Source organism: Acidithiobacillus ferrivorans, assembly GCF_016250455.1.
Classification (GTDB): domain Bacteria; phylum Pseudomonadota; class Gammaproteobacteria; order Acidithiobacillales; family Acidithiobacillaceae; genus Acidithiobacillus; species Acidithiobacillus ferrivorans.
Window position 1 is genome coordinate 913,893 of the sequence record NZ_CP059488.1, and the last position, 22,551, is coordinate 936,443.

22 protein-coding genes and 1 tRNA gene are annotated in these 22,551 nt (G+C 57.6%); 9 read left to right on the forward strand and 14 right to left on the reverse strand.

Annotated features, from left to right (window positions below; genetic code table 11):
* The first annotated feature begins 27 nt into the window (after positions 1-27).
* The 3 genes from H2515_RS04660 (at position 28) to H2515_RS04670 (ending at position 3,178) form a co-directional block, all read left to right on the forward strand.
* Entirely contained in the window at positions 28-1,791 is a 1,764-nt protein-coding gene (locus tag H2515_RS04660) for an ABC transporter ATP-binding protein/permease (RefSeq protein WP_035195106.1), read from the forward strand.
* Positions 1,792-1,859: 68 nt separating this feature from the next.
* Entirely contained in the window at positions 1,860-2,435 is a 576-nt protein-coding gene (locus H2515_RS04665) for a thioredoxin family protein (RefSeq protein WP_065413020.1), read from the forward strand.
* Positions 2,432-3,178 (forward strand): SDR family NAD(P)-dependent oxidoreductase, encoded by a 747-nt coding sequence (locus tag H2515_RS04670; protein WP_035195102.1) that lies wholly within the window; start codon positions 2,432-2,434, stop codon positions 3,176-3,178. The genes H2515_RS04665 and H2515_RS04670 overlap by 4 nt, the downstream gene beginning before the upstream one ends.
* Before the next feature lie 76 nt (positions 3,179-3,254).
* Here the strand turns inward: H2515_RS04670 and H2515_RS04675 are convergent, their stop codons facing one another.
* The 7 genes from H2515_RS04675 to H2515_RS04705 all read right to left on the reverse strand — a co-directional run bounded on the left by H2515_RS04675 (position 3,255) and on the right by H2515_RS04705 (position 11,645).
* Positions 3,255-3,473, reverse strand: a complete 219-nt coding sequence (locus tag H2515_RS04675) for a hypothetical protein (RefSeq protein WP_014029631.1) — start codon at positions 3,471-3,473, stop codon at positions 3,255-3,257.
* A 246-nt stretch (positions 3,474-3,719) separates the two neighbouring features.
* Entirely contained in the window at positions 3,720-4,178 is a 459-nt protein-coding gene (gene lspA, locus H2515_RS04680) for a signal peptidase II (RefSeq protein WP_065413019.1), read from the reverse strand.
* The gene (gene ileS / locus H2515_RS04685; RefSeq protein ID WP_198661005.1) at positions 4,178-6,991 is read right to left on the reverse strand and encodes an isoleucine--tRNA ligase; all 2,814 of its coding nucleotides are present in this window, start codon (positions 6,989-6,991) and stop codon (positions 4,178-4,180) included. The genes lspA and ileS overlap by 1 nt, the downstream gene beginning before the upstream one ends.
* Positions 6,992-6,993: 2 nt before the next feature.
* Complete coding sequence (locus H2515_RS04690; RefSeq protein WP_035195313.1) at positions 6,994-7,932, reverse strand: bifunctional riboflavin kinase/FAD synthetase; 939 nt, start codon at positions 7,930-7,932, stop codon at positions 6,994-6,996.
* A 134-nt stretch (positions 7,933-8,066) separates the two neighbouring features.
* Positions 8,067-8,522: a DUF2203 family protein gene (locus H2515_RS04695; protein ID WP_051984935.1), complete on the reverse strand. Its 456-nt coding sequence runs from the start codon at positions 8,520-8,522 to the stop codon at positions 8,067-8,069.
* Positions 8,515-10,101 carry a murein biosynthesis integral membrane protein MurJ gene (gene murJ, locus H2515_RS04700; protein ID WP_232821549.1) on the reverse strand — a complete coding sequence of 529 codons (1,587 nt, stop codon included), beginning with the start codon at positions 10,099-10,101 and terminating at the stop codon, positions 8,515-8,517. Before murJ ends, H2515_RS04695 begins: the two co-directional genes overlap by 8 nt.
* A gap of 206 nt (positions 10,102-10,307) precedes the next feature.
* Positions 10,308-11,645, reverse strand: a complete 1,338-nt coding sequence (locus tag H2515_RS04705) for a TolC family outer membrane protein (protein ID WP_035195095.1) — start codon at positions 11,643-11,645, stop codon at positions 10,308-10,310.
* 201 nt (positions 11,646-11,846) lie between these two features.
* On the opposite strand from H2515_RS04705, the gene pabB reads away from it, so the two are divergent.
* The 3 genes from pabB (at position 11,847) to H2515_RS04720 (ending at position 14,341) form a co-directional block, all read left to right on the forward strand.
* Positions 11,847-13,199 (forward strand): aminodeoxychorismate synthase component I, encoded by a 1,353-nt coding sequence (gene pabB / locus H2515_RS04710; RefSeq protein WP_232821550.1) that lies wholly within the window; start codon positions 11,847-11,849, stop codon positions 13,197-13,199.
* A 67-nt stretch (positions 13,200-13,266) separates the two neighbouring features.
* Complete coding sequence (locus H2515_RS04715; protein ID WP_198661006.1) at positions 13,267-14,253, forward strand: lysylphosphatidylglycerol synthase transmembrane domain-containing protein; 987 nt, start codon at positions 13,267-13,269, stop codon at positions 14,251-14,253.
* A gap of 12 nt (positions 14,254-14,265) precedes the next feature.
* Positions 14,266-14,341, forward strand: a tRNA-Thr gene (locus H2515_RS04720).
* Positions 14,342-14,623: 282 nt separating this feature from the next.
* On the opposite strand, the gene H2515_RS04725 is transcribed toward H2515_RS04720, so the two are convergent.
* The 3 genes from H2515_RS04725 to H2515_RS04735 are packed head-to-tail and all read right to left on the reverse strand — an operon-like array spanning position 14,624 to position 15,465.
* A complete protein-coding gene (locus H2515_RS04725; protein WP_198661007.1) occupies positions 14,624-14,971 on the reverse strand; it encodes a DUF7447 family protein in 348 nt (115 codons plus the stop codon).
* A gap of 40 nt (positions 14,972-15,011) precedes the next feature.
* Positions 15,012-15,239: a hypothetical protein gene (locus H2515_RS04730; RefSeq protein ID WP_198661008.1), complete on the reverse strand. Its 228-nt coding sequence runs from the start codon at positions 15,237-15,239 to the stop codon at positions 15,012-15,014.
* A 40-nt stretch (positions 15,240-15,279) separates the two neighbouring features.
* Positions 15,280-15,465 carry a hypothetical protein gene (locus H2515_RS04735; RefSeq protein WP_198661009.1) on the reverse strand — a complete coding sequence of 62 codons (186 nt, stop codon included), beginning with the start codon at positions 15,463-15,465 and terminating at the stop codon, positions 15,280-15,282.
* Positions 15,466-15,677: 212 nt separating this feature from the next.
* Between H2515_RS04735 and H2515_RS04740 the strand changes: the two genes are divergently transcribed.
* Together H2515_RS04740 and H2515_RS04745 are read left to right on the forward strand one after the other, a co-directional pair.
* Positions 15,678-16,046 (forward strand): hypothetical protein, encoded by a 369-nt coding sequence (locus H2515_RS04740; RefSeq protein ID WP_198661010.1) that lies wholly within the window; start codon positions 15,678-15,680, stop codon positions 16,044-16,046.
* Positions 16,047-16,048: 2 nt separating this feature from the next.
* Entirely contained in the window at positions 16,049-16,654 is a 606-nt protein-coding gene (locus H2515_RS04745; protein ID WP_198661011.1) for a hypothetical protein, read from the forward strand.
* Positions 16,655-17,288: 634 nt separating this feature from the next.
* Here H2515_RS04745 and H2515_RS04750 read toward each other — a convergent pair.
* The 4 genes from H2515_RS04750 to H2515_RS04765 all read right to left on the reverse strand — a co-directional run bounded on the left by H2515_RS04750 (position 17,289) and on the right by H2515_RS04765 (position 21,157).
* Positions 17,289-17,747: a hypothetical protein gene (locus tag H2515_RS04750; RefSeq protein WP_198661012.1), complete on the reverse strand. Its 459-nt coding sequence runs from the start codon at positions 17,745-17,747 to the stop codon at positions 17,289-17,291.
* A 2-nt stretch (positions 17,748-17,749) separates the two neighbouring features.
* On the reverse strand, positions 17,750-18,307 hold the full coding sequence (locus H2515_RS04755; protein ID WP_198661013.1) for a hypothetical protein: 558 nt from the start codon (positions 18,305-18,307) through the stop codon (positions 17,750-17,752).
* Positions 18,308-18,549: 242 nt separating this feature from the next.
* Positions 18,550-20,367, reverse strand: a complete 1,818-nt coding sequence (locus H2515_RS04760) for a DNA primase family protein (RefSeq protein ID WP_198661014.1) — start codon at positions 20,365-20,367, stop codon at positions 18,550-18,552.
* A gap of 613 nt (positions 20,368-20,980) precedes the next feature.
* A complete protein-coding gene (locus H2515_RS04765) occupies positions 20,981-21,157 on the reverse strand; it encodes a helix-turn-helix transcriptional regulator (RefSeq protein ID WP_198661015.1) in 177 nt (58 codons plus the stop codon).
* 210 nt (positions 21,158-21,367) lie between these two features.
* Between H2515_RS04765 and H2515_RS04770 the strand changes: the two genes are divergently transcribed.
* Positions 21,368-22,483: a hypothetical protein gene (locus H2515_RS04770; protein ID WP_198661016.1), complete on the forward strand. Its 1,116-nt coding sequence runs from the start codon at positions 21,368-21,370 to the stop codon at positions 22,481-22,483.
* The last annotated feature ends 68 nt before the right edge of the window (positions 22,484-22,551 follow it).

Genomic DNA, 22,551 nt, shown 5'->3' on the forward strand with positions numbered 1-22,551 from the left:
TGAATCGGTATTCTTCAGAGGTTGTGCATGAAGCAGTTTAACGGCGCATTTTTCCGTGACCTATGGCGGATGACCAAACCCTATTGGTGGTACTCTGAGGAGCGCTGGGTGGCACGCGGGGTGTTTGCCTTCATTATCCTGCTCAACCTGTTCATGGTCTTTATTTCCTATCGTATTACCGAATGGTATGCGGTGTTTTGGAATGCCCTGCAGCGCTTTGCGGTGAATGCCGCCTGGCACCAGATGCTGATTTTTCTCGGATTGGCCACAGTATATATTGTCGCCGCGGTTTCCCAGACCTTCTTTACCCAGATGCTGGAGATCCGCTGGCGGCGTTGGCTGACGAAGCATTACCTGGATGCCTGGCTGGCCAAAAGTACCTTCTATCACATGCAGGTACTGGGTGACGGCACCGACAACCCGGATCAGCGTATCAGCGAGGATCTGGCCAGTTTCACCGGGCAGACGCTGAATATTGTGATAGGCCTGCTCAGCTCGGTCACGACCCTCGCCGCCTTTGTGTTCATGCTCTGGAACTTGTCGGCCATGATTACCATTCCCTGGCAGGGCAGTCTTTACACCATTCCGGGCTATCTGGTCTGGGCAGCGCTCATTTATTCCATCTTCGGCACCATTCTGGCCGCGCTTATCGGACGACCACTCATCAATCTGAACTTCAACCAGGAGCGCTTTCAGGCAGATTTTCGTTTCAGCATGATGCGCTTGCGTGAAAACAGTGAGAGTGTCGCGCTGTATGGCGGCGAGGCCGAGGAACGGCATCATTTCTTACAGCGATTTGCCAATGTATATGCTAACTATTGGCGGATTATCTGGCGGTCCATGCGCCTGAACTGGTGGGTATCGGGGTATGGTCAGGTCGCCATTATTTTTCCAATCCTGGTGAGTTTGCCCGCCTATTTTGTGAATAGGGCGATTGGTATCGGCGGGTTACAGCAGATTGCTGCGGCTTTTGGTCAGGTGCAAGGCGCGTTGTCCTTCATCGTCAGCAGTTACGGCAGCCTCGCCAACTGGCATGCGGTGGTCGATCGTTTGCGGTTTTTTGAGCGGTCTATGGATGAGGTACGGGTCATCCGTGAAACCCATTACCAGATTGAGCGCAAGGATGGTCCGCGACTGCTCGTGAAAGATCTCAACGTGCGCCTGCCCGATGGCCGGGAATTGATTCATCATTTGGATATGGATGTGCAGCGTGGGGAGCGTTTGCTGATCATGGGCCCATCCGGTGGTGGGAAAAGCACGCTGGTACGTGCTTTGGCGGGTATTTGGCCCTTTGGCGAAGGGGTCGTGCAAATGCCCCAGGGCGACCGTCCTCTCTTCCTGCCGCAGAAACCCTATCTGCCCTTGGGTACTTTGCGTGATGTGCTGGTGTATCCCTTCGGGGTGCCAGGGATCAGCGATGCCCAGCTGCAACAAGTGCTCCATCTGGTCGGTATGGATGCACTGGCCGACAAGTTGGAAGATGCCCGTTTGTGGTCCCACGTATTGTCTTTGGGTGAACAGCAGCGTTTGGCCTTTGCCCGCATTCTGTTACAGAAGCCCCAATGGGTGTTTTTGGACGAAGCCAGTTCCGCACTGGATGAACCAGCAGAGGATGCGCTCTACCATATGCTCGTTGAGGCGCTGCCAGAAACCGCCATCATCAGCGTGGGCCACCGCTCCAGCCTGTTGCGGCATCATCAGTATTGTTTGCGTCTGCAAGGCGATGGGCATTGGCAGCTGGAGACCGTTGTTCATCCCGTTCCTGGAAGACAAGAGCCGGCACCGGTCTGATGCGGGCAGCCGGAAAGAACACTTTGTTTTATTCCTATCCATCGTGATGATTTGAAAGGAGATCCAATATGGCCATGACTGCAAAAGATTTGCCGGTTGGTGGGGCAATGCCCGAATTCTGCCTGCCCATCGGGGGCCAGACAGGACAATGGTGCAGCACGCAGGCGCAGGGCAAGCCCTTGCTGGTGCTTTTCATCTGTAATCACTGTCCCTATGTAATCCATATCAGCAAGCGTTTAGGCGAGTTGACGACGCAATGGCAGCAGCAGGGCGTGCAGGTGGTGGGTATCAACAGCAATGATGCCGTAAATTATCCCGACGATGCTTCGGAAAAAATGCCTGCAGAGGCCCGGCGCGCCGGGTATTTCTTCCCTTATCTGTTTGATGGGGAGCAAAGTGTAGCCAAGGCTTTTAATGCGGTGTGCACGCCTGATCTATTTCTTTTTGATACGGTGGGCGCGCTGTTTTATCACGGTCAGTTTGATGCGAGTCGTCCCAAGAATGATCTGCCGGTGACGGGTGAAGATTTGGCGGCGGCGGTCGCGGCGGTGTTGGCGGGGGCCGAGCCACCCGCTAAAGTGCTGCCCAGCATTGGCTGCAGTATCAAATGGCGACCGGGTAACGAGCCGGAGGACTGGGTATGAGTGCGCAGGGTCTTTGCGCCGTAGTGACCGGTGCCTCTTCCGGCATCGGGGCAGCTGCGGCACGCGCGCTGGCAGCACAGGGATACCGGGTGATTCTTGGTGCCCGGCGGTTGGAGCGTTTGCAGGCGCTGGCGACCGAGTTGGGAGGGGAAGCTATTTTTCTGGACGTAACCGATGCAGCCAGTGTGGCTGTATTTGCGGCTCAGCTACCATCCGGGGTCGATGTGCTGGTCAATAATGCGGGTGGCGCGCTGGGGCTGGAATCCCTTGCGGACTTGAATGAGGCCCACTGGCAGGAAATGTGGCAGAGCAATGTTCTCGGCCTCGCGCGCATGAGTAAAGCGCTCTATCCCCATCTGCTGAAAGCCTTTTCCGGGGTCGGTCACGTGGTGAACATCGGTAGTGTCGCTGCCCACGAAACCTATGCCGGTGGTGGTGGTTATACGGCTTGTAAACATGCCGTAAAAGCGCTTACGGAGACGATGCGCGCGGAATGGCTGGGTCAGCCTCTGCGGGTGACGGAGATTGATCCTGGTCTGGTGGAGACGGAATTTAGTCTCGTACGCTTCGCCGGTGACGCAGCGCGGGCCGCCAGCGTCTATGCCGGCATGGAGCCTCTGGTGGCTGCAGATATTGCTGACGCCGTTCTGTGGGCGGTAACGCGACCTGCGCATGTGAATATTGACGAAATTATCATTAAGCCACGGGATCAGGCACGGGTAGGAATGGTGCACCGGCGTTGATGCCGGTGTACTCCGGATGGAGGAGCTACACTGGCTTCTCAAGAAGAAAAAGCACCTGCAGCCCATTCGGTGACGATCAGTGAAAAATGGCGTGCAATAAACCCGTGGCCGCTTGTTGCTTTTTCGCGACAAAGTGGGTGAGGTTATGGCTTTGACGCTGCCGACGCAGACGCAGCAAGCGCTTTTGCAACTCACGTTTGATGCGTTGCCGCTCGTGGCCTGCCATGAATGATGCGTAGCTAGGGAAGCTGCGTACTCGGCGTAAGGCGGCCAGAAGATTCGCGGTGCTGTCCATATTAGTCTCCATTGCTTTGCTCTGATAAATATAAGAGCTAATAGCAATAGTCGTGCCAAAAAAATAAGTCATTATAATTATGGGGTAGGTGTTTTCCGATAGGTCATCCGGGGAAAATTTGTCACATTTAAACGACAATGCTTCGTCGCAGCGGTGCCGCAGTGGGGATTAGTCCAATAACAGGGCTGCTTTTTGCTCCTTTGATCGGCGTTGCAAAAAGCCCCCAGGTCCCGCAGCCGTTTTGCATCAATGGCGTCGGAAAGCGTCCAGAACCAGTATCACGGCACCGATGGAAATGGCGCTGTCGGCGACGTTGAAGTAAGGCCAATAAAGGCTACCCCAGTGAGCGCCAATAAAATCGATCACATAGCCCAGGCGGATGCGGTCAATCAGGTTGCCGACTGCGCCGCCGAGAATCAGTGCAAGGGATATGGCGGTCCAGGTAGCGCCGGGCTTGAGCCGTCGCAGGATGGCGACGATGACCGCGACCACGAGCAGGGCGATGCCAATGAGCAGCCAGCGTTGCCAGCCGCCAGCTCCCGCCAGGAAGCTGAAAGCGGCACCGGTATTGTGGATCAGGCGGAAATTGAGCAGGCCAGGAATGATGATAATACCTTGTCCCACCCGCCAGACGTGGCTCAGCCAGAGCTTGACGCCTTGATCCAGCAGGATGACCCCGAGCGATAACCATAAATAACGCAGCATCAGCAGAACTCCCGTGTTTCGCCGGGTAAGGCGAGATTTTCGACACAGCGGTCGCAAATATTCGGATGCTCGGGATGACGACTCATGTCCGGGCGACGATGCCAGCAGCGCGCGCACTTTTGGGCATCGCTGGGCCAGACTTGAATGGCGATGCCGGGGATGATATCGCTGCATCCTTCCGGGCGCTCTCCATAGAGGTGCAGGGCGCACGCGGAACTCAGCAGAAAAAAGCGCAGTTCCTCACCGACTGGCACGAGAAACTCATGCCAGTCGGTGTTGGCGTAAAGGGCGATTTCTGCATCCAGACCCGAGCCAATCTTTTTTTCCTGACGCAGGGGTTCCAGCGTGGCATTGACGGCATCCCGCAATCGACTGAGCCGCTCCCAACGTACATCCAGTGCTTCACTATCGACAGCTGGTGTAATTTTCGGATATTGCGCAAAAAACACGCTGGGGGATGGGCGATCGCCCATCTCGTGCCAGATTTCTTCAGCGGTGAAGCTCAGGATGGGGGCCATCCACACCACCATGGCTTCGAGCATCTGCCAGAGTACCGTCTGCGCCGAGCGCCGCGCCCGTGAGGCGGCGGGCGTGGTATAGAGACGATCCTTGAGCACATCCAGATAGAGCCCACCGAGATCCACTGAGCAGAAGTGATGCAGACGCTGCTGGACACGGAGGAATTGATACTCGCTATAGGCCGCGCGAATTTCCTCCTGCAAGAGCGCGGTACGGGCCAGCATCCAGCGGTCCATTTCCAGCAGCTCTGCCGTGGGCAGAGCGTCCGTGGCCGGATTAAAGTCGTGGGTGTTGCCCAGCATATAGCGGGCCGTATTACGGATGCGCCGATAGCTGTCGCCCAGTTGCTTGAGGATGGTGTCGGAGATGGGGATCTCGCTGCGGTAGTCCTCCGAGGCCACCCAGAGGCGCAGGATGTCCGCGCCGTAGCGGTCGATGATCGCCTGCGGAGCTATGACGTTGCCCACGGATTTGCTCATCTTCCGACCTTCACCGTCGACAGTGAAGCCGTGGGTAAGCACCGCTTTGTAGGGTGCCCGCCCGCGGCTGGCAACGGACTCCAGCAGGGACGACTGAAACCAGCCGCGATGTTGATCAGAACCTTCCAGATAAAGGTCTGCGGGACTGTGTAGTTCGGGGCGTTGCTCCAGTACAAAGGCATGGGTGGAGCCGGAGTCGAACCAAACGTCGAGAATGTCCGTGACCTTATGAAAATGCGCATGGCCGCAGCTACTGCAGTGAGCATCTGCAGGCAGAAAATCGCTGTCCGGCTGGTTGAACCAGGCATCGACCCCGCCCGCTTCCACCGCCTGGGCGATACGCTCAAAAGTGTCGGCATCGCGCAGGGGTTCGCCGCACTGGGCACAGGAGAAGAGTGCGACGGGTACGCCCCAGGCCCGTTGCCGGGAGATGCACCAGTCTGGACGCTGGTTGACCATGCCAGCAATGCGCTCTTTGCCCCAGTCGGGAATCCAACGGGTGGCGTCGATGGCGTCGATAGCTTTCTCGCGCAGGCCGTTGGCGCTCATGCTGATGAACCACTGGGGGGTGGCGCGGAAGAGCAGGGGGGTTTTGTGGCGCCAGCAATGGGGATAACTGTGGCGGATTTTCTCAAAGTGGAGCAGGGCGTTGCGCTCGCGCAGCAGGGTCGGCACTCGTTCATTGGCTTCCTGCACGGTGATACCTCCCAGACCCAGGGGCAGATCATCTTTGAAGCGGCCGTTGCCGAGTAAGGGGCTGTCTACGGGCAGGTGATAGCGCCGGGCCGCTTCATAGTCATCCACGCCATGGGCGGGGGCAGTATGTACGCAGCCGGTACCCGCCTCCAGGGTGACATGCTGACCGAGAATGACCGGCACCTCGCGATCCAGGAAGGGATGCCTGAGCTGGAGACCCTCCAGCACCGCACCGGCGAACTCCGCCAGCACTTCTGCTTCCGGGTGGCCATAGCGGGCGAGGGTGCTTTCTGCCAAATCCGCGGCGAGGATCAGGTGTCGCTCGTCGGCGCGCAGCAATACGTAAGTATATTCCGGATGCAGGGCGACCGCTTGATTGGCGGGCAGGGTCCACGGCGTGGTTGTCCAGATCACCACGCTGGCCTCTGCAGATTCAGCGAGACCGAGGCGTTGGTGCAGATCGGCGGCGTCGGCGACGCCGAAGGCAACGTCGATAGAAGGATCGCTGCGCTCCTGATATTCCACTTCCGCCTCCGCCAGGGCGCTGCCGCAGTCCACACACCAGTGTACCGGTTTGGCACCGCGTACCACCTGGCCCTTCACCGTCAGGCGACCGAGTTCCCGCAGGATGTTAGCTTCGGCCGTGAAGTGCATGGTCAGGTAGGGTTTCTCCCAATCCCCGATAATACCGAGGCGCTCGAAGTCCTGACGTTGCCCGGCAATCTGGCCTTCCGCATAAGCACGGCAGGCATTGCGGAAGGCCTGGGCGCTGACTTTTTCGCCGGGACGTCCCAGTTCCTTTTCCACCTGGATTTCAATAGGCAGCCCGTGGCAGTCCCAGCCCGGCACATACGGCACCCGGAAACCTTCGCTCAGCTTGCTCTTGTTGATAATGTCCTTGAGCACTTTATTGACCGCATGGCCGATATGAATATTGCCGTTGGCGTAGGGTGGACCATCATGCAGGATGAACGCCGGACTTTCGGCACGCGCCTTTTGCAGCGCTCCGTAGAGGTCATGCTCCTGCCAGCGGACCAGGGTCGCGGGTTCGCGTTCCGGCAGTTTCCCCTGCATGGGGAATTCGGTTTTAGGAAGATTAAGGGTCTGCTTATAGTCCATGATTATTCAGAGTCCTTGGGATGTTCGGCGAAAAAGTTTCGGGTGTTCACGACGTCATTGTCGATGGCGGCCTTAAGGGTGTCGAGATCAGCATATTTCTCCTCGTCCCGTAGCTTGTGGTGCAGTTCTACGGAAACCTGCTGTCCGTAGAGATCGGGGCTGTCTGCATCCAGACAGTGGGCCTCCAGCACCATCTGCTTGCCGCCGACGGTGGGGCGCAGGCCGATACTGATAGCGGCGACCCAGTTTCCTTGTGGGCTCAACAGGCGTCCGGCAAAGATACCTCTGACCGGCACCGGGCGGCGATTCAAGGGGATATTGGCAGTGGGAAAGCCCAGTTCCTGACCCAGATGGTCGCCATGTACGACGCGGCCGCAGAGGGCGTAGGGACGCCCCAGCCAGGCTGCTGCCTGTGACAATTTGCCCGCCTGCAAAAAGGCGCGGATACCGGTGCTGCTCACCCGTTCACCGTCGAGCAGAAAGGGGGGCTGTTCTTTCACCAAAAAGCCATACGCCTGCCCGAAGCGGCAGAGCATGTCCAGATCACCGCGCCGTCCCGCCCCAAAGCGGAAGTCGTGGCCGACGCTCAGTAGCCCGCAGCGCAATCGTTTGACCAGTATCTGAGTAATGAAATCTTCAGCAGACAGGTTGGCCAATGCCTGATTAAAAGGCAGGCAAGTGATGTTCTGTACCTTGTTTTGGCGGAGTGCTACTACCTTCTCGCGCAGGCTGCTGAGGCGCGGTGGCGCGTCCGTACCGCGGAAAAACTCGCGGGGGAGGGGTTCGAAAGTGAGGACCGCCGTCGGTAGCCCACTTTCCTGCAGGGTCCCCAGTAGTGCCTGATGGCCGCGATGCACCCCATCGAAATTGCCGATGCTGACCGCCTGGGTTGCATCGGCAGTGTGGGTGATACGGTGATGGAGAGAGGGGAAGGGGTGCATGCGCCTCAGTGCGTCCGGGTTTGCCAAAAATGCCGTCATCTTAGCGTAAAAATGTGGATTACCCTAGATTATACCCAGAGTCCGAACCGGTGTGGCTAAAGAGCGCGAGCGGCAGGGCATGGGCCATCCGTCCTTCACCGCTCTTCTCCTTCGCCGGAAGCTGCCCAGTCGGGCTGGTGCTCCCGCAATATCTCTGGCAGCGGACGCCGTTGGCTAAAGCCTTGATCGTAGCCATGATAAAATCCGAGCACTACTTCTGGATAACGCCAACAGAGATAGCCGTCGCCGGTATCAAAATCCAATAGCCACAGTCCAGCAACCACCACCCCCAGCCTTTCCATCTTGTTAATCCAGCGTCGGACAATTTCTTCGTAGCGCTTTTCCTGCTGGCGCAAGGCTTCATGGCTTTGCATGCTGGCACGTGCAGACTCCAGGATAGGAGCCAGCTCATCATGGGCCTGCACCGTGATGAAACGGACCAAAGGAAAGAGAGCCTCAGCCTCGTGCAGGGTAAAGACCCTGATTTGGCCGGGTCGTTGAATGGCGAAGACGGTATCGCCATGTCTGGGTAATCCGTCGGAATCAGGCACGCGACGATCTCTGTCGATACAGATCGCGCAGCTCGTGAATGCCCAGCCACCAGGCACCCGCCAGATATAATGTGGCGGCGAGGAGTGTCAGGCTCAGCACGCGCAATAGCCGCTCCCAGAGGGACAGTGACAGCCAAAGCGCTGTGTCGCCGCGCAAAAACAGTAAGACCATGCCCATAATCACCGCTAACCCGGCGGATTTCAGCAGAAGCTTCGGCCAGCCGGGTTGCGGCTGATACAGCCCGTCGCGATGCAAACGACGCCAGAGTAAAAAGGCGTTGACCAGTGCGGCGCAGCTCGTCGCAATGGCCAAGCCCAGTTGGTGCAGCGGCCATGCCAGGACAAGACTGATACCCATGTTGACTGCGACACTGATCATCCCAAAACGCACCGGCGTGCGGGTATTCTGGTGGGCATAAAAGGCCGGTGCGAGCACCCGTGCAGCAATGATCGGCAAGATGCCGAGGCCGTAGCCCATCAGGCTGAGGGTGCTTTGCCAGGCATCTTCAGCCGTATAGGCCCCGTAACGAAACAGGCTGATCAGTAGAGGTTGGGCCAGGATGAGCAGGCCGACGGTGGCGGGCAGTCCGATGAGCCACGTGAGACGCAAGGCCCAGTCCAGAGTTTTTGGGAATTGCGGCGAGCGCTCTGCCGCCTGTCGTGAGAGTAGCGGCAGCACCACTGTCCCCAACGCCACTCCGAAGACGCCCAGAGGAAACTCCACCAGGCGATCAGAGTAATACAGATAAGACACCACATTTGCCCCGACCAAGGAAGCGAAAATGGTATTCAGAAATAAATTGATCTGCGCTACCGATGCCCCGAATGCCGCCGGTCCCATGAGCCGCAGCACCTTGCCCACACCGGGATCACGCCGCCGCAAGCGTGGCCAGTGCAGATGCCCGACCTGTCTGAGGGTGGGTAGCTGAAACAGTAACTGCAGCACCCCGCCGATGAAAACTCCCCAGGCCACGGCTATAGCGGGTTGCTGAAGATGCGGTGCCCAGAAGACCGCCGCTGCGATAATGCTCAGATTCAAAAAGACCGGTGTAAAGGCCGGTACCGTAAAACGTCCATAGGTATTCAGCACGCCACCCGCCAGTGCCACCAGAGAGATAAAAAAGAGGTAGGGAAAGGTGATGCGCAGGAGCTCTACGGTGAGGTGAAATTTGTCCGGGCTATCCGCAAAACCGGGCGCGATGGCATAGACAACGGCACTGGCCCCCAGTATCCCAACGATGGTGACGACCGCCAGGGTGAGAGTCAGCCAGCCAGCAACGTCCGCGACAAAGGCTCGGGTTTCCTCGACGGAGCGGGTGGCCCGATACTCCCCCAGCACCGGGACGAATGACTGGGAGAAAGCGCCCTCACCGAAGAGGCGTCGGAATAAATTCGGGATACGAAAGGCGACAAAAAACGCATCGGCTATTTCACCCGCGCCGAAGAGTCGCGCCAGGATCACGTCGCGAGCGAAGCCCAGCAGGCGTGACAGCATAGTATTGCTGCCGATTTTGAGCACGCTGCGCAGGGGGTGGTGGCTGCTTATGACGAGGTCACCGTCAGGTGGGGAGGGGTTCATCTTCCGATTCTGGCACGCTGCTGAGGGCGCGCCAAGAGCACGCGCCGTGTGTCGACGAGTAATGTGGCCATTTTATACGGTGGTTTGGCGTTCTGCGAATGACGCGGCTGCCGTAGAGAGGCTGAGAACAAATTTATCGTGGTCAAAAGCGGCCCGCATCTTCTTGGCAGCGGCCATACGCCACAGTCCACCAGGTTGGTGGACTATTATGGGCGGCTTGTGCTCTGGTTCAGCAAGGCATTGATGGCTTCGAGATCCGCCATATCGATCTGCCCAGAGGCGGCCTTCAGTTGTATTCGCGCTATTATCTGACTATAGAACGCCACATTGTAGTTCTGCTCGGCGCGGATATAATCCGTGGCCGTCTGCAGCAGGTCGATGATGGAGCGGGTACCTACCTCATAGCCCTTGCGCGTGCCTTCCAGGGAAACTTTGGCCGAGGCAGCGGTCTCTTTGGCGGCGCGCAATTGTGCCACGCTGTCCTTGAGATTGAGGAAGGCGGTTTGGGTATTGAGGGTGACTTCATCGCGGACATTGGCGACGTGATCAACACTGGCGATGGTCTGTGCCTGCGCCTGTTGTACGGAGGCAGAGGTGTGTCCACCCTGATAGAAGGGTACGGAGAGGTTGAGGCTCACCCCGGCCTGATTCATGGCCATGCCGGGGAAGGGGCTACCCAGGGAGTGTTGTGCGATACCCTGAAGATTCACCACCGGCCAGCGCGCACGGCGGTTATATTCGACCTGATCCTGCGCAGTATGCAGCTGCGCTTCCGCCTGACGCATCAGCGGTTGATCTTTGACGGCACTCTGTACCCAGCTGTTCATATCGTCTGGTTGTGGACCCAGGGCCTCATAATGTCCCAGGTTGTCGAGCACGCCGATGGGATGATGGGTGAGTTGCTGCAGGCGGCGCTGAGCAATAGCGACCCCGTTGCGGGCCTTGATGAGATCGGCTGCGGCAGCATCAACGCGGGCTTGTGCCTCACGTACGGCAATGACATCCCCGGTGCCAATTTTCAGAGTGGCGTTCGTCTGTTTATAAATACTTTCGAGCAGCGATTTCTGTTTTTCGGCAACGTGTTTCTGGGCTTGTGCCTCCAATACGCCGAAGTAGGCCTGAGCCACCTGCAGGGCCAGTTGCTGCTCGGTATAAGTAAGAGCTGCGGCGCTGGCCTGAATTTTGGTGTCGGCTTGCTTAAGTGCTGTCCATGCCTGACCATCAAAAACGGATTGGGTAATATTGACGCTATAGTTGTCGGACAGGTAGGCGCGATTGATGGGTTCTGCACCGAAGCCGGTGATGTCGGCGGTGTTAAAGCCGACACCGGCACCGGCGCCGACATGGGGGAGGAGGGCGGAACGGGCGAGGGGCTTGTCCTGCATCTGAGCGGATAGTCCAGCGCGGGCTTGCGCCAGTATCGGATCGGTCTGGTAGGCTTGTTGATAAACATCAATGAGATTTTCCGCCCAGGCGGGCGGCGTGCCCAGAATCAGTGTCGCCATAAGAAGCGGAAGACGTGGGGGGAGACGATCTACGCGCATGGGAATGACCCTGTTGTGACAGTAAGCCCACAAGATACTGACCGATCGGTCAGCCGTCAAGGGAGAGTCCCGCGGTGATGCGCCCCAATGCCACGTCCGGGAATGGGCAAAATCACGCTTCTCCCTTATGCTGATGCTTCCGTTTCAGTGGACTCCGCGCTGCTTATGCCCCCTCACCCTGTACTGACCCAATGTGTTGTGGTGCCCTATCCTGAGCATGTCGCCACGGTATTTGCGCCGCTCGCCTCAATGCCCTGGTCCTTTTTTCTGGATAGCGGCGTGACGGCATCGCCGCAGGGGCGTTACAGCATGCTGGTGACGGCACCACGCCGGCGCTTGTGGCAGGAGGCGGGGCAGCTTTGGATTGCCGATGGGGATAGTCCTGCGCGCCGCTCGGCGCTTTCTCTCTGGGAGGCGTTGCGCGAGTCGGTGACGAGACTTCCCGATGCCGCTTCTCTGCCCGCAGAATTACCGTTTGTGGGCGGGGCGCTGGGTTATCTGGCCTATGACTTTGGTTTGGCGGGGCAGGGTATTTCACCGCCCCTTACTCAGTCTCTTCTTGAAGCGGCCTTTGGTATCTATGATACGGTGCTGCTGGTCGATCATCATGCGCGCGAGGCCTGGCTCTGTGCACCCGAAGACCGGATGGTGCAGGCACTCGCGGAGTGGCAGCCACGCCTGGCTTGCGAGACAGCATGTTCCCCCGATCCACCTTTTCAGGTGCAGGGGCCGGTACGGCCGCTCTGGAGTCGTGGGGACTATGCCACAGCTTTTGGCCGGGTACAGGACTATATTCAGGCGGGTGACTGCTATCAGGTGAATCTGGCCCAACCCTTTGCCGTCCCTTATGCAGGATCGCCATGGTCACTTTACCAGCGTCTGCGGGCGGTCAATCCGGCGCCTTTTTCGGCATATTTGTCCCTGCCCCAGGGAGAGGTGCTGAGTTTTTCCCCGGAACGGCTGCTGCGGGTTCAACAAGATCGTTTGCAGGTGCGGCCCATCAAAGGGACACGCCCGCGTCTGGAGGCTCCGCAGGAAGACCAACAGATAGCGCAAGCACTTTTAGTCAGCCCCAAGGATCGCGCCGAGAACGTGATGATTGTCGATCTGTTGCGCAACGATCTGGGGCGGGTGGCAGCGACTGGCTCGGTGCAGGTGCCGCAACTCTGCGCGCTCGAATCTTACGCCCACGTTCATCATCTGGTCAGCGTGGTGGAGGCGCACTTAGCACCGGGACGGGATGCCTTGAGTGCGCTGGAGGCCTGCTTTCCGGGGGGATCCATTACTGGGGCTCCCAAACGTCGCGCCATGGAAATCATCGCGGAACTGGAAGCCGGGGCGCGCGGCCTGTATTGCGGGAGTATTGGTTATCTGGACCAGCGCGGCGGCCTGGATATGAATATTGCCATTCGCAGTATGACGGCGGTTCAGGGCGATCTGCGCTTCTGGGCGGGGGGCGGCATCGTCGCGGATTCTGATCTGGATGCGGAGTATCAGGAGACACTGGATAAAGTAGCCGTATTCCATCGCGAGCTTGCGGCGTGGGCAGGATGAGGGTGTTTGTCATCGTGCCCCCATCTGGCATAGAGTCGCTGCCAGTCATGACTGCAAAAAGCTGAATATGTCCGAAGAAAACAAAAAACGTCATACCCATTGGCAATTGTTGTTGCAGATCGTCTTTACGGTCGGCATCCTGTTTTGGCTCCTGCACAACACCAACTGGCAGGAGCTGGGTCAGCGTTTTGCGGCGCTGCGCCCGTTGTGGTTTGTCGCGGCCGTGTTGTCCTACGCCATGAATCTGTCGGTGTCTGCCATACGCTGGCGCATTATTCTCATGGCAATGGAGCGCTCCGCGCCCATGCTCTGGCTGCTGCGGCTGAACTGGGTGGGTGCCTATTTCAATCAGGTACTGCCGGGTTCCGTGTCCGGTGACGTGATCCGCGCCTGGTACACCCGCCATCAGACCCACTCCATGCCGCTGGCGCTGGCCGCAGTATTCGGAGACCGCTTCATGGGTTTGGGGGCGCTCATCGCTATCGCCGCCGTGGCCTTTGTGCTGGGCGGTGCGCGGGTGGGATTGTTGCCGCAGATGGGCTGGACGATCGGGATTCTGGTCTTTGCCTACGTCCTGATTGTATTTTTGATTCTGAGCCCACTGCTCAATTTTCTGGAAAAATTTGCGGGTAAGCTGGGTGAAAAGCTGCACGACATTCGTCTGGGAATGGCGGCGCTGCTGCGTCATCGTCTGGCCCTCGGCGGCACGATTGCGCTCTCCTTTGTGGTGCAGTTTTTTTCGATCCTGACTTTCTGGCTGCTCGCCCGTGCCCTGGGCGAAGCCCCCGATGCCGTGGCGATATGGGTGGTCTGGCCGGTGATCAGCCTTTTTCTGGCCTTACCCATCTCCTTTGCGGGCTGGGGACTGCGTGAGGGGTTGATGGTGTTTTATCTGTCATACCTGCATATGGGGCATGATCAGGCCTTGGCTCTCTCACTATTGCTGGGCTTCACCGTCGTACTGACCAGCCTGCCGGGGGCGTTGCTCTGGATCGGGCTGCACCGCCACCATCAGGCCCCGTCAGATTTGAAAGTACCACCCGCCTCGCGTTAAACTGCGCGTCTTGCTGGCGTAGCTCAGTCGGTAGAGCTACTGATTTGTAATCAGTGGGTCATCGGTTCGATTCCGGTCGCCAGCACCATGTTAAACATGGGCTTAGGTTAATTCCTAGGCCCTTTTTTCGTCTGGGGTAACTTTCTGGGTAACTTTCGGCCTCTGTTCAATTATCCATGGCTTACTCACCGGCGCCTTCGTCTGTTACTGTGACACCGGAACAGCCAGACCAGCGCCACGAGTACCTGCCAAGGCGTCATATCTGCCCGCTACTACATCCCAGCGTCCCCAGCGCTACCAAGGCCGCAAGGCCGCCCCTTCCCTGTCCAGACGCAAGAAAGCCCGGACTATGCCGGGCTGCTTCCTGTGGTCATGCTGCTGTGTAGGCTTCCCAGCGTCCCGCGTCCGCTTCCTCGTCCTGCCGGATCTCTAGGCAGTCCTGATCCCAGAGCCGCGCAGCTTCCGCGTGTGCTGCCCGACTGGTGGAATACGCCCCATAATCGCCCACTGTGGAGATCCAGCCGTTATCCATTACCTGCCGAAGTGTATAGGTACGCTTCGCGCTCTGGTCGAATCTGCACCGCTCGGAAGTCACAAAGTAATGGCCTGTTACCTTTCTGCATACTCTGGACTGAAAGAAACTCATCGTGGACCGATCAAAGAAGTGCTGACCGGCGGCCTTGTTCGCTGCTTTTATTGCCTTGATCGAGAAGTGCATGATCGTCTCCAGTGGGCAGGCGTAAAGCCTGCCGCGTGTCTCATTTGGCCAAACGACGCGCTTGCCTGTAGGCCGCGCTCGCACTGGCAAATTTCCCAGCATCGTCTAATCTGCAAGGCAGACCATGTGCATCAACGGTGAAAAGGTCGAAGTGGTCAGCGCCAGCCACCACAAAGAACCGACCGGCGATGATCCGCGAGAGGACGCGCCCAGGCAGGCGCATTGCCTGGTTGTCCGTGTTCATAAGGGTTTGAATGATTAAATACATGGTAAGCCTCCAATGTGCGCCCCGAAGGGCGCGTTAGTGTTCAGACCGGACGGGGAAAACGATGCAATTGTGGCTTGTACATCGGGATACGACCTTGCACCAGTTCTTCGCGGGTGAAAAACACCGCATCACAGCGGTAACAAAAGTGCTTGCGATGAACAGCGCCATCACTACGGTGGGCAGAATTAACGACGCGGAGGCGTTTGTTACAAGTTGGGCAGATCATTTTGAAAACTCCATTCAATTAATGTGTAGCACATTATATCGCACCTGATTAAATGCTGCTATTTATTGATACACTATTGATACTGAGAACGAGAAACGCTAAAACAAGCCTTGCTTAGTCGGTACGGGGGTCGAAGTTCGTGCGACTGCTATATTGCTTACTCGCTCTTATACGGGAGCCTAATTTTTATGAAAATGTGTAAAGGGAGGGGTATGAAACGGCTTATTTTAGGGCTGGCGCTGCTGGGATACTTTGGGGCAGCGTATGGTGCTGATTGGGTGAAAATCGGGACCAGCGTGCACGGGGGTGAGGCTGTGTGGGCTATGCGTGCACAGGGGGCAAATGAGGTATGGCAAAAGATTGTCCATAGTTCTCCGCAAAATCACGGCAGTGGTGTTTATAATAAAACAATAACGCTAAACAGGATAAATTGTTCACAGGGATCAGATACAATAATTCAAGGGAGTGCCTACCTCAATGATACGTTAGTCAATTCTGACCCTGGACCTTTCGCGCCATTTTACGGTGCTCCGGGCACCTTTGAGGCGGCGATTATAAACGCCTACTGTGGGACGAAATAACCATGCACAAACCTATCCTTAAAATCGCCCTGCTTGTGTTCTCAGCAGCCGCGCATGGCGCGACCAACAATACCGATTATGCCCATTATATTCTGAATAACTTGCCGGGGGTAATGTTGGCACCTGTAAGCAGTAAAGATCCTAACCCTATGCCGAAAGGGAAGCAGTTTGAGACCGAGGCACAGATTGAATCACTGTCTGGTATTGTCGGAGGTCTCGCCGCGTTCTCGAAAGTGCAGGCCGAAGTTCGCGCAAGTGCGCCGTGGGTAATTGAAGCAAAGGAGGAGCGACAGGCACAGAATGCAGAAGCGGACGCTTACCTAGCTGGGCAGGAACAGGCTCAGGCATCGGCAGAAATGGCGCAGATAGCGCCGATTTTAGCGGCTGAGGAAGCTAGTCAGCCCGTACCTCCACAGGCAGCGCCAGCGGCAGCATTTAAAAATAGCGATCATTGGCAACATCACCAGAGTAATGAAGGACAAGAAATTCCTATTATCAACGGAAATGGCGGATTTTTGACAGGTATAGGTGGGGGGCAGGCGATTGATAACAATAACGGCAAACTATACAGCAATGGAGGCAGTGGAAATATGTATAATGAACAGTGATCAAACTTCTTGAGCTGCCTGTGGAACAAAATGACCGCGCATAAGTATATCCTACCGGTCGTTCTATTCGCGTTCTCAGCAGCCGCGCACGCGACAATTTACCAGTGTGGGAACTCGTTTCAGGGTACGCCGTGCCGGGGTGCTATTATCAGACGCGGCGCACCCACTACGGATGATGATCAATCGGGGGCGAGGTACGCCGGGATCGAGGCGCAACGGCAGGCCCGCCTTGTGGAACGAGAAGCGCCGCGACAAGCCATGCAGGGGCTCAAGAAAACGCTACACGCTAAAGAACAAACTGTGGTTGCCTGCGAGAAACGAATGGAAGCCCAGGACGCAAAATGGACCGCAGCGTCTCCGAGTGGGATGGCAGCGGGATACAGCGGCGCGGATATTGCCCAAGCCTGCGGTCAATTGGGTCGCTAAGCTCTGCGCGGCATCCCAATGATTGGGCGGATCGGGAGTCGCTAACGCGCAGTCCCGATGCTTGGAGTGGATGGTGGCGCGGCATGTCGGGATGGTCGGAGGTTTCGCCACCGAGAAGCGCGACAACCGAAACCACAATCCACTACATACCGACCGGTCGGTAATATGAAACCCATAAACAAGACGCAGTTATTTTAAGTAACCACTTTCATTCTTTCCTGCGTGATGGCCGGTACGCTACCCACCGGCAACGCTCCAGACCATCCAGCAAATGAAGAAAGCAGGTGTTCCACGCCTCGGCTCGGGCTGGCGCCGTCTCCACACTGAACCCGTCCCGGAGATCATCGAGCAAGGCTATGTGGTGGCGAAACTCTACCATGAGGGACTGGCCAGCCTTACCGCCCCGTGCAAGGGCAAACGAGGCCGCTGAGCGTAACCAATCATTGGCATGGTGCAAGTCCTCCACATAGCCGCTCATGAGGCGTTCCTGGCGGTCTGAGAGGGTACTGTGGAAGCCTGGCAGTTGTTTCCCGCGCTGCAAGCCTGATTTCAGCAATTGGCGGTACAGCGCAATGTCCGGGGTCTCTGGCGGAGTAGGTAATGGTGCGGGTGCCTGGGCCGCTTTCGCGGCCTCTGCAAGATGCTGGCGGTATTCAAGCGCATTCATAGTCAATCCTCCCCAAGCCGACAGCCTTCCAGCGAGGCGAAAGCGTCGAACGGATCGAAACTCTGCCTTTGTAGTTCCAAAGCGTCCTCGGCTTCCTGCGCTGGCCGAATTGGATGATCCCCCGGTTCTTCCTGTTTGGGCTGCAGCGCTCTCGTTTTGATATGGACCACGAGGCGCTCCAGATAAGACGCGATGGACCCGAAGTAATTCTCAAGGGCTCTTTGTTCTCGCATGCCTGGGGCGCAACGCCCTTTGCTCTCGTAGAACTTAGAGCTGCCGATGACCTCCTGCGCCTGCATGATGCGAGGGCCTAAAATATCAATCAGATCGTCTGGATAATCGAAGTGATCTGCCACGAAAATAATCCGGTAAACATCGCTCTGTGCAGTTATAAACTGCTGCCATTGCTGGCTGGGCGGCACCGTACTTGAGAAGCTGCGCAGCCTCTTGGCCGCATCCACAAGCCCCTGGCCTGTGCATAGACCAAGCTCTGGCCGCGTCGCATTGATTGGCTCGGCTGCCATCATCTGCTCCTTGATAACTTCGCTGTAGGTGGTCACGACGCACCCCCAAGTGTACGCGGGGCGGCTGTGCGGTGTTGTGTTGTGTATTCCATCATGTGCTCCTTGTTGGTCAAAAATCGGTAGGCTCACTGCGTTCTTCACAGTTATAGTGCCGAATCGGGTGCAACGGGTGCTAGTTTTATGCCTTTTTCTATAAAGTCCCCTCGTGGAGAAGTTTTATAGAAAGTTTTAGGAAATAGCGAAAATGTTGTACCCGTTGCACCCGACCCAACTGTGCGTTACGCGAGAGGGGCAGGGATCAGCCCGGTGGTATCCATTGCCAGCCCGGCATAGTAGCTGTGGCCGTGGGACCGCAACGTACTGTGCCCGAGTTCAGCCAAGCGCCGGGTGAACGAAGCCTTTGATGTGGGCCGCACCCCGTTCTCGGCACACCACGCCGCCCATCCCGCATAGAGCAGCTTCTGCTCCACGCGTACAGCGGGATCGGCGCATGTCGCCTCGTCGAGATACTGCCCGAGTAGGTCTGATTCCCGCCGATACGCCTGTACTTCCTGTGTAATGGTGGTACAAGCTTGCAGCCCGTTCCGCGACCACTCCACCGCGCCCGCGACAGCCCAGGTAAGAATGGCATCGCGCTCGGCCCACAGCTTCAATTCGAGGCCGTTGTCGCGCTCCGCGCCGGAGAACTGCCGCTTGAACGGGATCAGCGCCAAACGACGCCAAACCGCATGGTCAGTTCCCGTAATCACCGGTTTATGGTTCGTGCGCAGCCAAGGAGTGAACGCCGGACTGAAAGTGAAGTACGAGCCGTACAAAGGCCGGGCGGTGATGGCTTCGCGCCCCGCGAGCGTCTTGAGCGCTTGCTCGTCTAATCTGTCGCCCGTCCCGGTTTCATTGATTCCAAGCATCCGGCACCCGGCCAACATTGCGAGGGCTGGACTCGCCGCCCCTGGATTCATTCCGGGTTTTTGGACCAGAACGTCAGCAGGTGCGCCCTTCGCGTAATCTGCCATGATCCGACTTATTACATTGTGGAATAAAGACTTGCCGTTGCTCCCGTGGCCGTGGCAGACAAAAAGCAACTCTTCGGTGTTGCTACCCGTCAGTGTGTAACCGATGGCCCGTTGAACGTAAGCGACCAGCTCATCGTCCCCGTCGAACACGCCGTGGAGGAACCCCAACCATGCGGGACACACTGCGTTGGAGTTATAGCTGGCCGCGCATTGCCGTGAAATAAGCTGCTCGGGTTTTGCTTCCAGCAATTCGCCGGTTTTCAGGTACACGACACCGTTTTGAACGCCGAGAAGGTGGGCATCAGCGTTTAGTTCGACCACGCTCCGGCTCATCCCCGGCTCCGCTTTCGCCAGGTTCAGCATGGCCTTAATGCGGGCGTCTTTCTGCGCTGCCATCGCACTACGCATCATCGTGGCTCCGCGTTCTTGATCGGTCGCCATGACCTGCCTAGCCTCGTCCACCAGTGCAAACAAAACCGACTTGGCCGCCTGGACCTCTTCGCCGCAGCTACACGCGCCCCAGCAAGTGCCGCTCCAGGCCAGCCACGCCGACATTTCGGGAATCCAGAGCAACCGTCCGCGCTGCGCTTGGGCGAAACGCTCCGCGAGCGCAATATCGCCTGCAGCATTTGGATTTACGCCCGCCTCACGCTTGAGTACGGCTGGAGCTGCCGCCAGACCCGCGCAGACTGCAGATATGGTCCGTTCGCGGTAATCGGCCCGCTCAATCCACTTCCGGCTGCCATCGCCATGTGCGCCTTGTGCAAGCCCCGTTTGGGCCATGACCGCCTCAATTAGGCTCGGGATCTGGGCGATTGGCGCGCCGACTTCGATTCCCGCGTTTCTGATGACTGCACAAAGTGCCATGTCCGCTTCGCTGGGGCCGTACTTTACGCCGTTCGCGTCGCAGGCCACCTCAAGATTGCCAGCCCAGAGAAACGGGTCGCGTTGCTTCACTCGCTCCGCGCACTGTGCGATCAGTTCCGCATCTGCCGGAGTATCATTCGCCGCCAGATCGAAACGCTCCGCCGGATCTCCGTCACCGATCATCGCCAAAAACTCGCCAATAACTTCTTGATCCACGCCAATTTCTGGGGCTGATGCCGTAAGTTTACGCCCAGTTATCCTTAGATACCTTAAATCTGCGTAAACTTCGAGGCCCCGCCCGTGCCCTTTGTTTGCTCCCGTAAAGCCTGCGGGGACGTGTGCATACGCGAACCCGCGAAATCCGGTCCCGCTTGGCGATCTTTCCACGTAAACGCCCCGCCCGACTGCGCCCTCTAAAATCGACTTTAGGGCTGGAAATTCCAAAAATTTCGCGTCGGTCTTGTCCAGGTCGAACCCAACCAGTGCGCGTCCCTCATCGTCCACTGTGCCATTAAGCCGCACCCCGAAAGAGCGGAACTTACCCGACTTTAGAGCGGCGCTAGCCTGTAAAAAACTAGGCCACCCCGTGTCCGATGCTGGCGAGAGCATCCGCCCTTGCGCATTTCGAGGGGCTTTGGGCGCGTTGCCGTCCGGTATTGTCGGGTCGGATACCGCCCACGGCATAGCCCGCAACGCGGCAGGAATCGCGTCAAAACGCGGGGTTAAAGGTTCTAGTACTTCGTTGTTTACAGTTGAAAGTTGTGCCATAATTACCTCGTGTTGGGGTTGTTTAGGGGGTCGCTGCGGAGCGGCCCTTTATTTTTGCGGGTCACGCGCGTCGACGGGACTCAACCCATTTCGCAACTTCGCTCTGACGAAAGCCCACATTGCGCTCCGAGATCTGCACCCGTGGCACAAATTGACCCTCGCGCAACATGCGATACAGCGTGGCCTTGGATAACCCGGTGATATTCACTGCCTCTGGAAATCTAATAATCTTGTCCATCGTAACCTCGTTGTATGTCTACGGCCCGTTGCCGTTGCGTTACTTATAACAAGGCATCTAGGCGAATCATGACATTCAGCGTTTGGAATATGTTGCCCTATATAAGGCTCTTAATTAGTCACAGTGACAGCCGCATCTATGAATGGCATCAATCCACTTGCGAAGATGCTAGTTTCAAGCCATCGAAAGACAACCCACGAGGAAGCAGACATGGCTGGACTAGGACTACCCACGACAGGACGTGTAACCAGCGGGGCCACGCCGAAACTACCCCAACCGCTCCAGGCGTCATTCCCTGGCATGCGGGGGCTTCCGCAGGGCGCGAGATTGATTGCTCAAGGTTCTGGAGTCGGCACAGGCCAAGTGCCTGCCAGCGATCCTTACGGCCAGCTACCCGCGACAGCCGCTAACTATCGTCCGTATGAACCGTCTACGCCCCCTGTGATGCCCGCAACCGATGGTTCAGGCTTTGTAGCGCCTGGTGGGGGCATTGGGTCTGCCATGCGTTACGACGAGGCTACTGGCTATAAAGGGAATGACCCCAGCCATCCCGTGAACTTCGCAACCGGCGCGGGCATGGGTTTTGAACCGACTGATGTTCACGGGGTTCACGAGCAGGGCGGGAATAATTTTACGAATATTCCCAGTGTGTATAACGAAGCAAACCAAATCAGTCCGTCCGGTGCGGCGGAACAACTTGCCACGAATATGCACAACCAGGGCGCCAACCTTAGTCCGGCGCAACAGAACGCACTTTTGGGGGGGACTGGCGCCTCCTACGATAAACCTGCTCCAAGCCTAAAGCCGTTCAGTGATCCTGGGTCGGTGAGTTCCTATCAGAAGATGATCGGTCCTCCCCCTGCTGGGCTTCCCAGCGCTTCGGGGATGCCTCAACGGGTTAACCCGATGAAATCCCCCCTCGTCGATAGCTTCTTTACGGGGAGAGCCCCGTATTTGGGTGTACCAAATATATCAGCGGCTATCCCGACACCTGGGCAAGTCACCGCTGCCAAGCCGAAGCCAGCCGCGCAGCAGGCCGGGAATTTTATCGGGGGCTCAATCGGAGATGCTTGGGGCGCCGGTCCGGGCGTACCGACTGCACCAGACGCGCCTACCTTCACGCCGAGTAAATGGGCTGGGACGCACGCGGTTGAGGACGCCTATAACAGTGGGCTGGGCCGGTTCACCACTTCAGGAATAGGCGACTACTGGGGTGCAGGCAAGGGAATGCCCAAAGCACCCAAGGTGCCAGCCATATACGACCCGGCAGACTGGTGGATTTCAAAGCAGCTCGGCAGTTTCGGCAGAGGCCTTGCCGGAAGCTGACCAAGAGACCCGGCATTGCGCCGGGTTATTCGCTCGCCTCCACAGTGGAAGCGATTGCGGGGTGCTCC

Bases quoted from the DNA above. Each gene is read 5' to 3' on its own strand.
- H2515_RS04660 (WP_035195106.1), top strand. From the start codon at position 28: ATGAAGCAGTTTAACGGCGCATTTTTCCGTGACCTATGGCGGATGACC.
- H2515_RS04665 (WP_065413020.1), top strand. From the start codon at position 1,860: ATGGCCATGACTGCAAAAGATTTGCCGGTTGGTGGGGCAATGCCCGAA.
- H2515_RS04670 (WP_035195102.1), top strand. From the start codon at position 2,432: ATGAGTGCGCAGGGTCTTTGCGCCGTAGTGACCGGTGCCTCTTCCGGC.
- H2515_RS04675 (WP_014029631.1), bottom strand. From the start codon at position 3,473: ATGGACAGCACCGCGAATCTTCTGGCCGCCTTACGCCGAGTACGCAGC.
- lspA (WP_065413019.1), bottom strand. From the start codon at position 4,178: ATGCTGCGTTATTTATGGTTATCGCTCGGGGTCATCCTGCTGGATCAA.
- ileS (WP_198661005.1), bottom strand. From the start codon at position 6,991: ATGGACTATAAGCAGACCCTTAATCTTCCTAAAACCGAATTCCCCATG.
- H2515_RS04690 (WP_035195313.1), bottom strand. From the start codon at position 7,932: ATGCACCCCTTCCCCTCTCTCCATCACCGTATCACCCACACTGCCGAT.
- murJ (WP_232821549.1), bottom strand. From the start codon at position 10,101: ATGAACCCCTCCCCACCTGACGGTGACCTCGTCATAAGCAGCCACCAC.
- H2515_RS04705 (WP_035195095.1), bottom strand. From the start codon at position 11,645: ATGCGCGTAGATCGTCTCCCCCCACGTCTTCCGCTTCTTATGGCGACA.
- H2515_RS04715 (WP_198661006.1), top strand. From the start codon at position 13,267: ATGTCCGAAGAAAACAAAAAACGTCATACCCATTGGCAATTGTTGTTG.
- H2515_RS04725 (WP_198661007.1), bottom strand. From the start codon at position 14,971: ATGCACTTCTCGATCAAGGCAATAAAAGCAGCGAACAAGGCCGCCGGT.
- H2515_RS04730 (WP_198661008.1), bottom strand. From the start codon at position 15,239: ATGTATTTAATCATTCAAACCCTTATGAACACGGACAACCAGGCAATG.
- H2515_RS04735 (WP_198661009.1), bottom strand. From the start codon at position 15,465: ATGATCTGCCCAACTTGTAACAAACGCCTCCGCGTCGTTAATTCTGCC.
- H2515_RS04740 (WP_198661010.1), top strand. From the start codon at position 15,678: ATGAAACGGCTTATTTTAGGGCTGGCGCTGCTGGGATACTTTGGGGCA.
- H2515_RS04745 (WP_198661011.1), top strand. From the start codon at position 16,049: ATGCACAAACCTATCCTTAAAATCGCCCTGCTTGTGTTCTCAGCAGCC.
- H2515_RS04750 (WP_198661012.1), bottom strand. From the start codon at position 17,747: ATGAATGCGCTTGAATACCGCCAGCATCTTGCAGAGGCCGCGAAAGCG.
- H2515_RS04765 (WP_198661015.1), bottom strand. From the start codon at position 21,157: ATGGACAAGATTATTAGATTTCCAGAGGCAGTGAATATCACCGGGTTA.
- H2515_RS04770 (WP_198661016.1), top strand. From the start codon at position 21,368: ATGGCTGGACTAGGACTACCCACGACAGGACGTGTAACCAGCGGGGCC.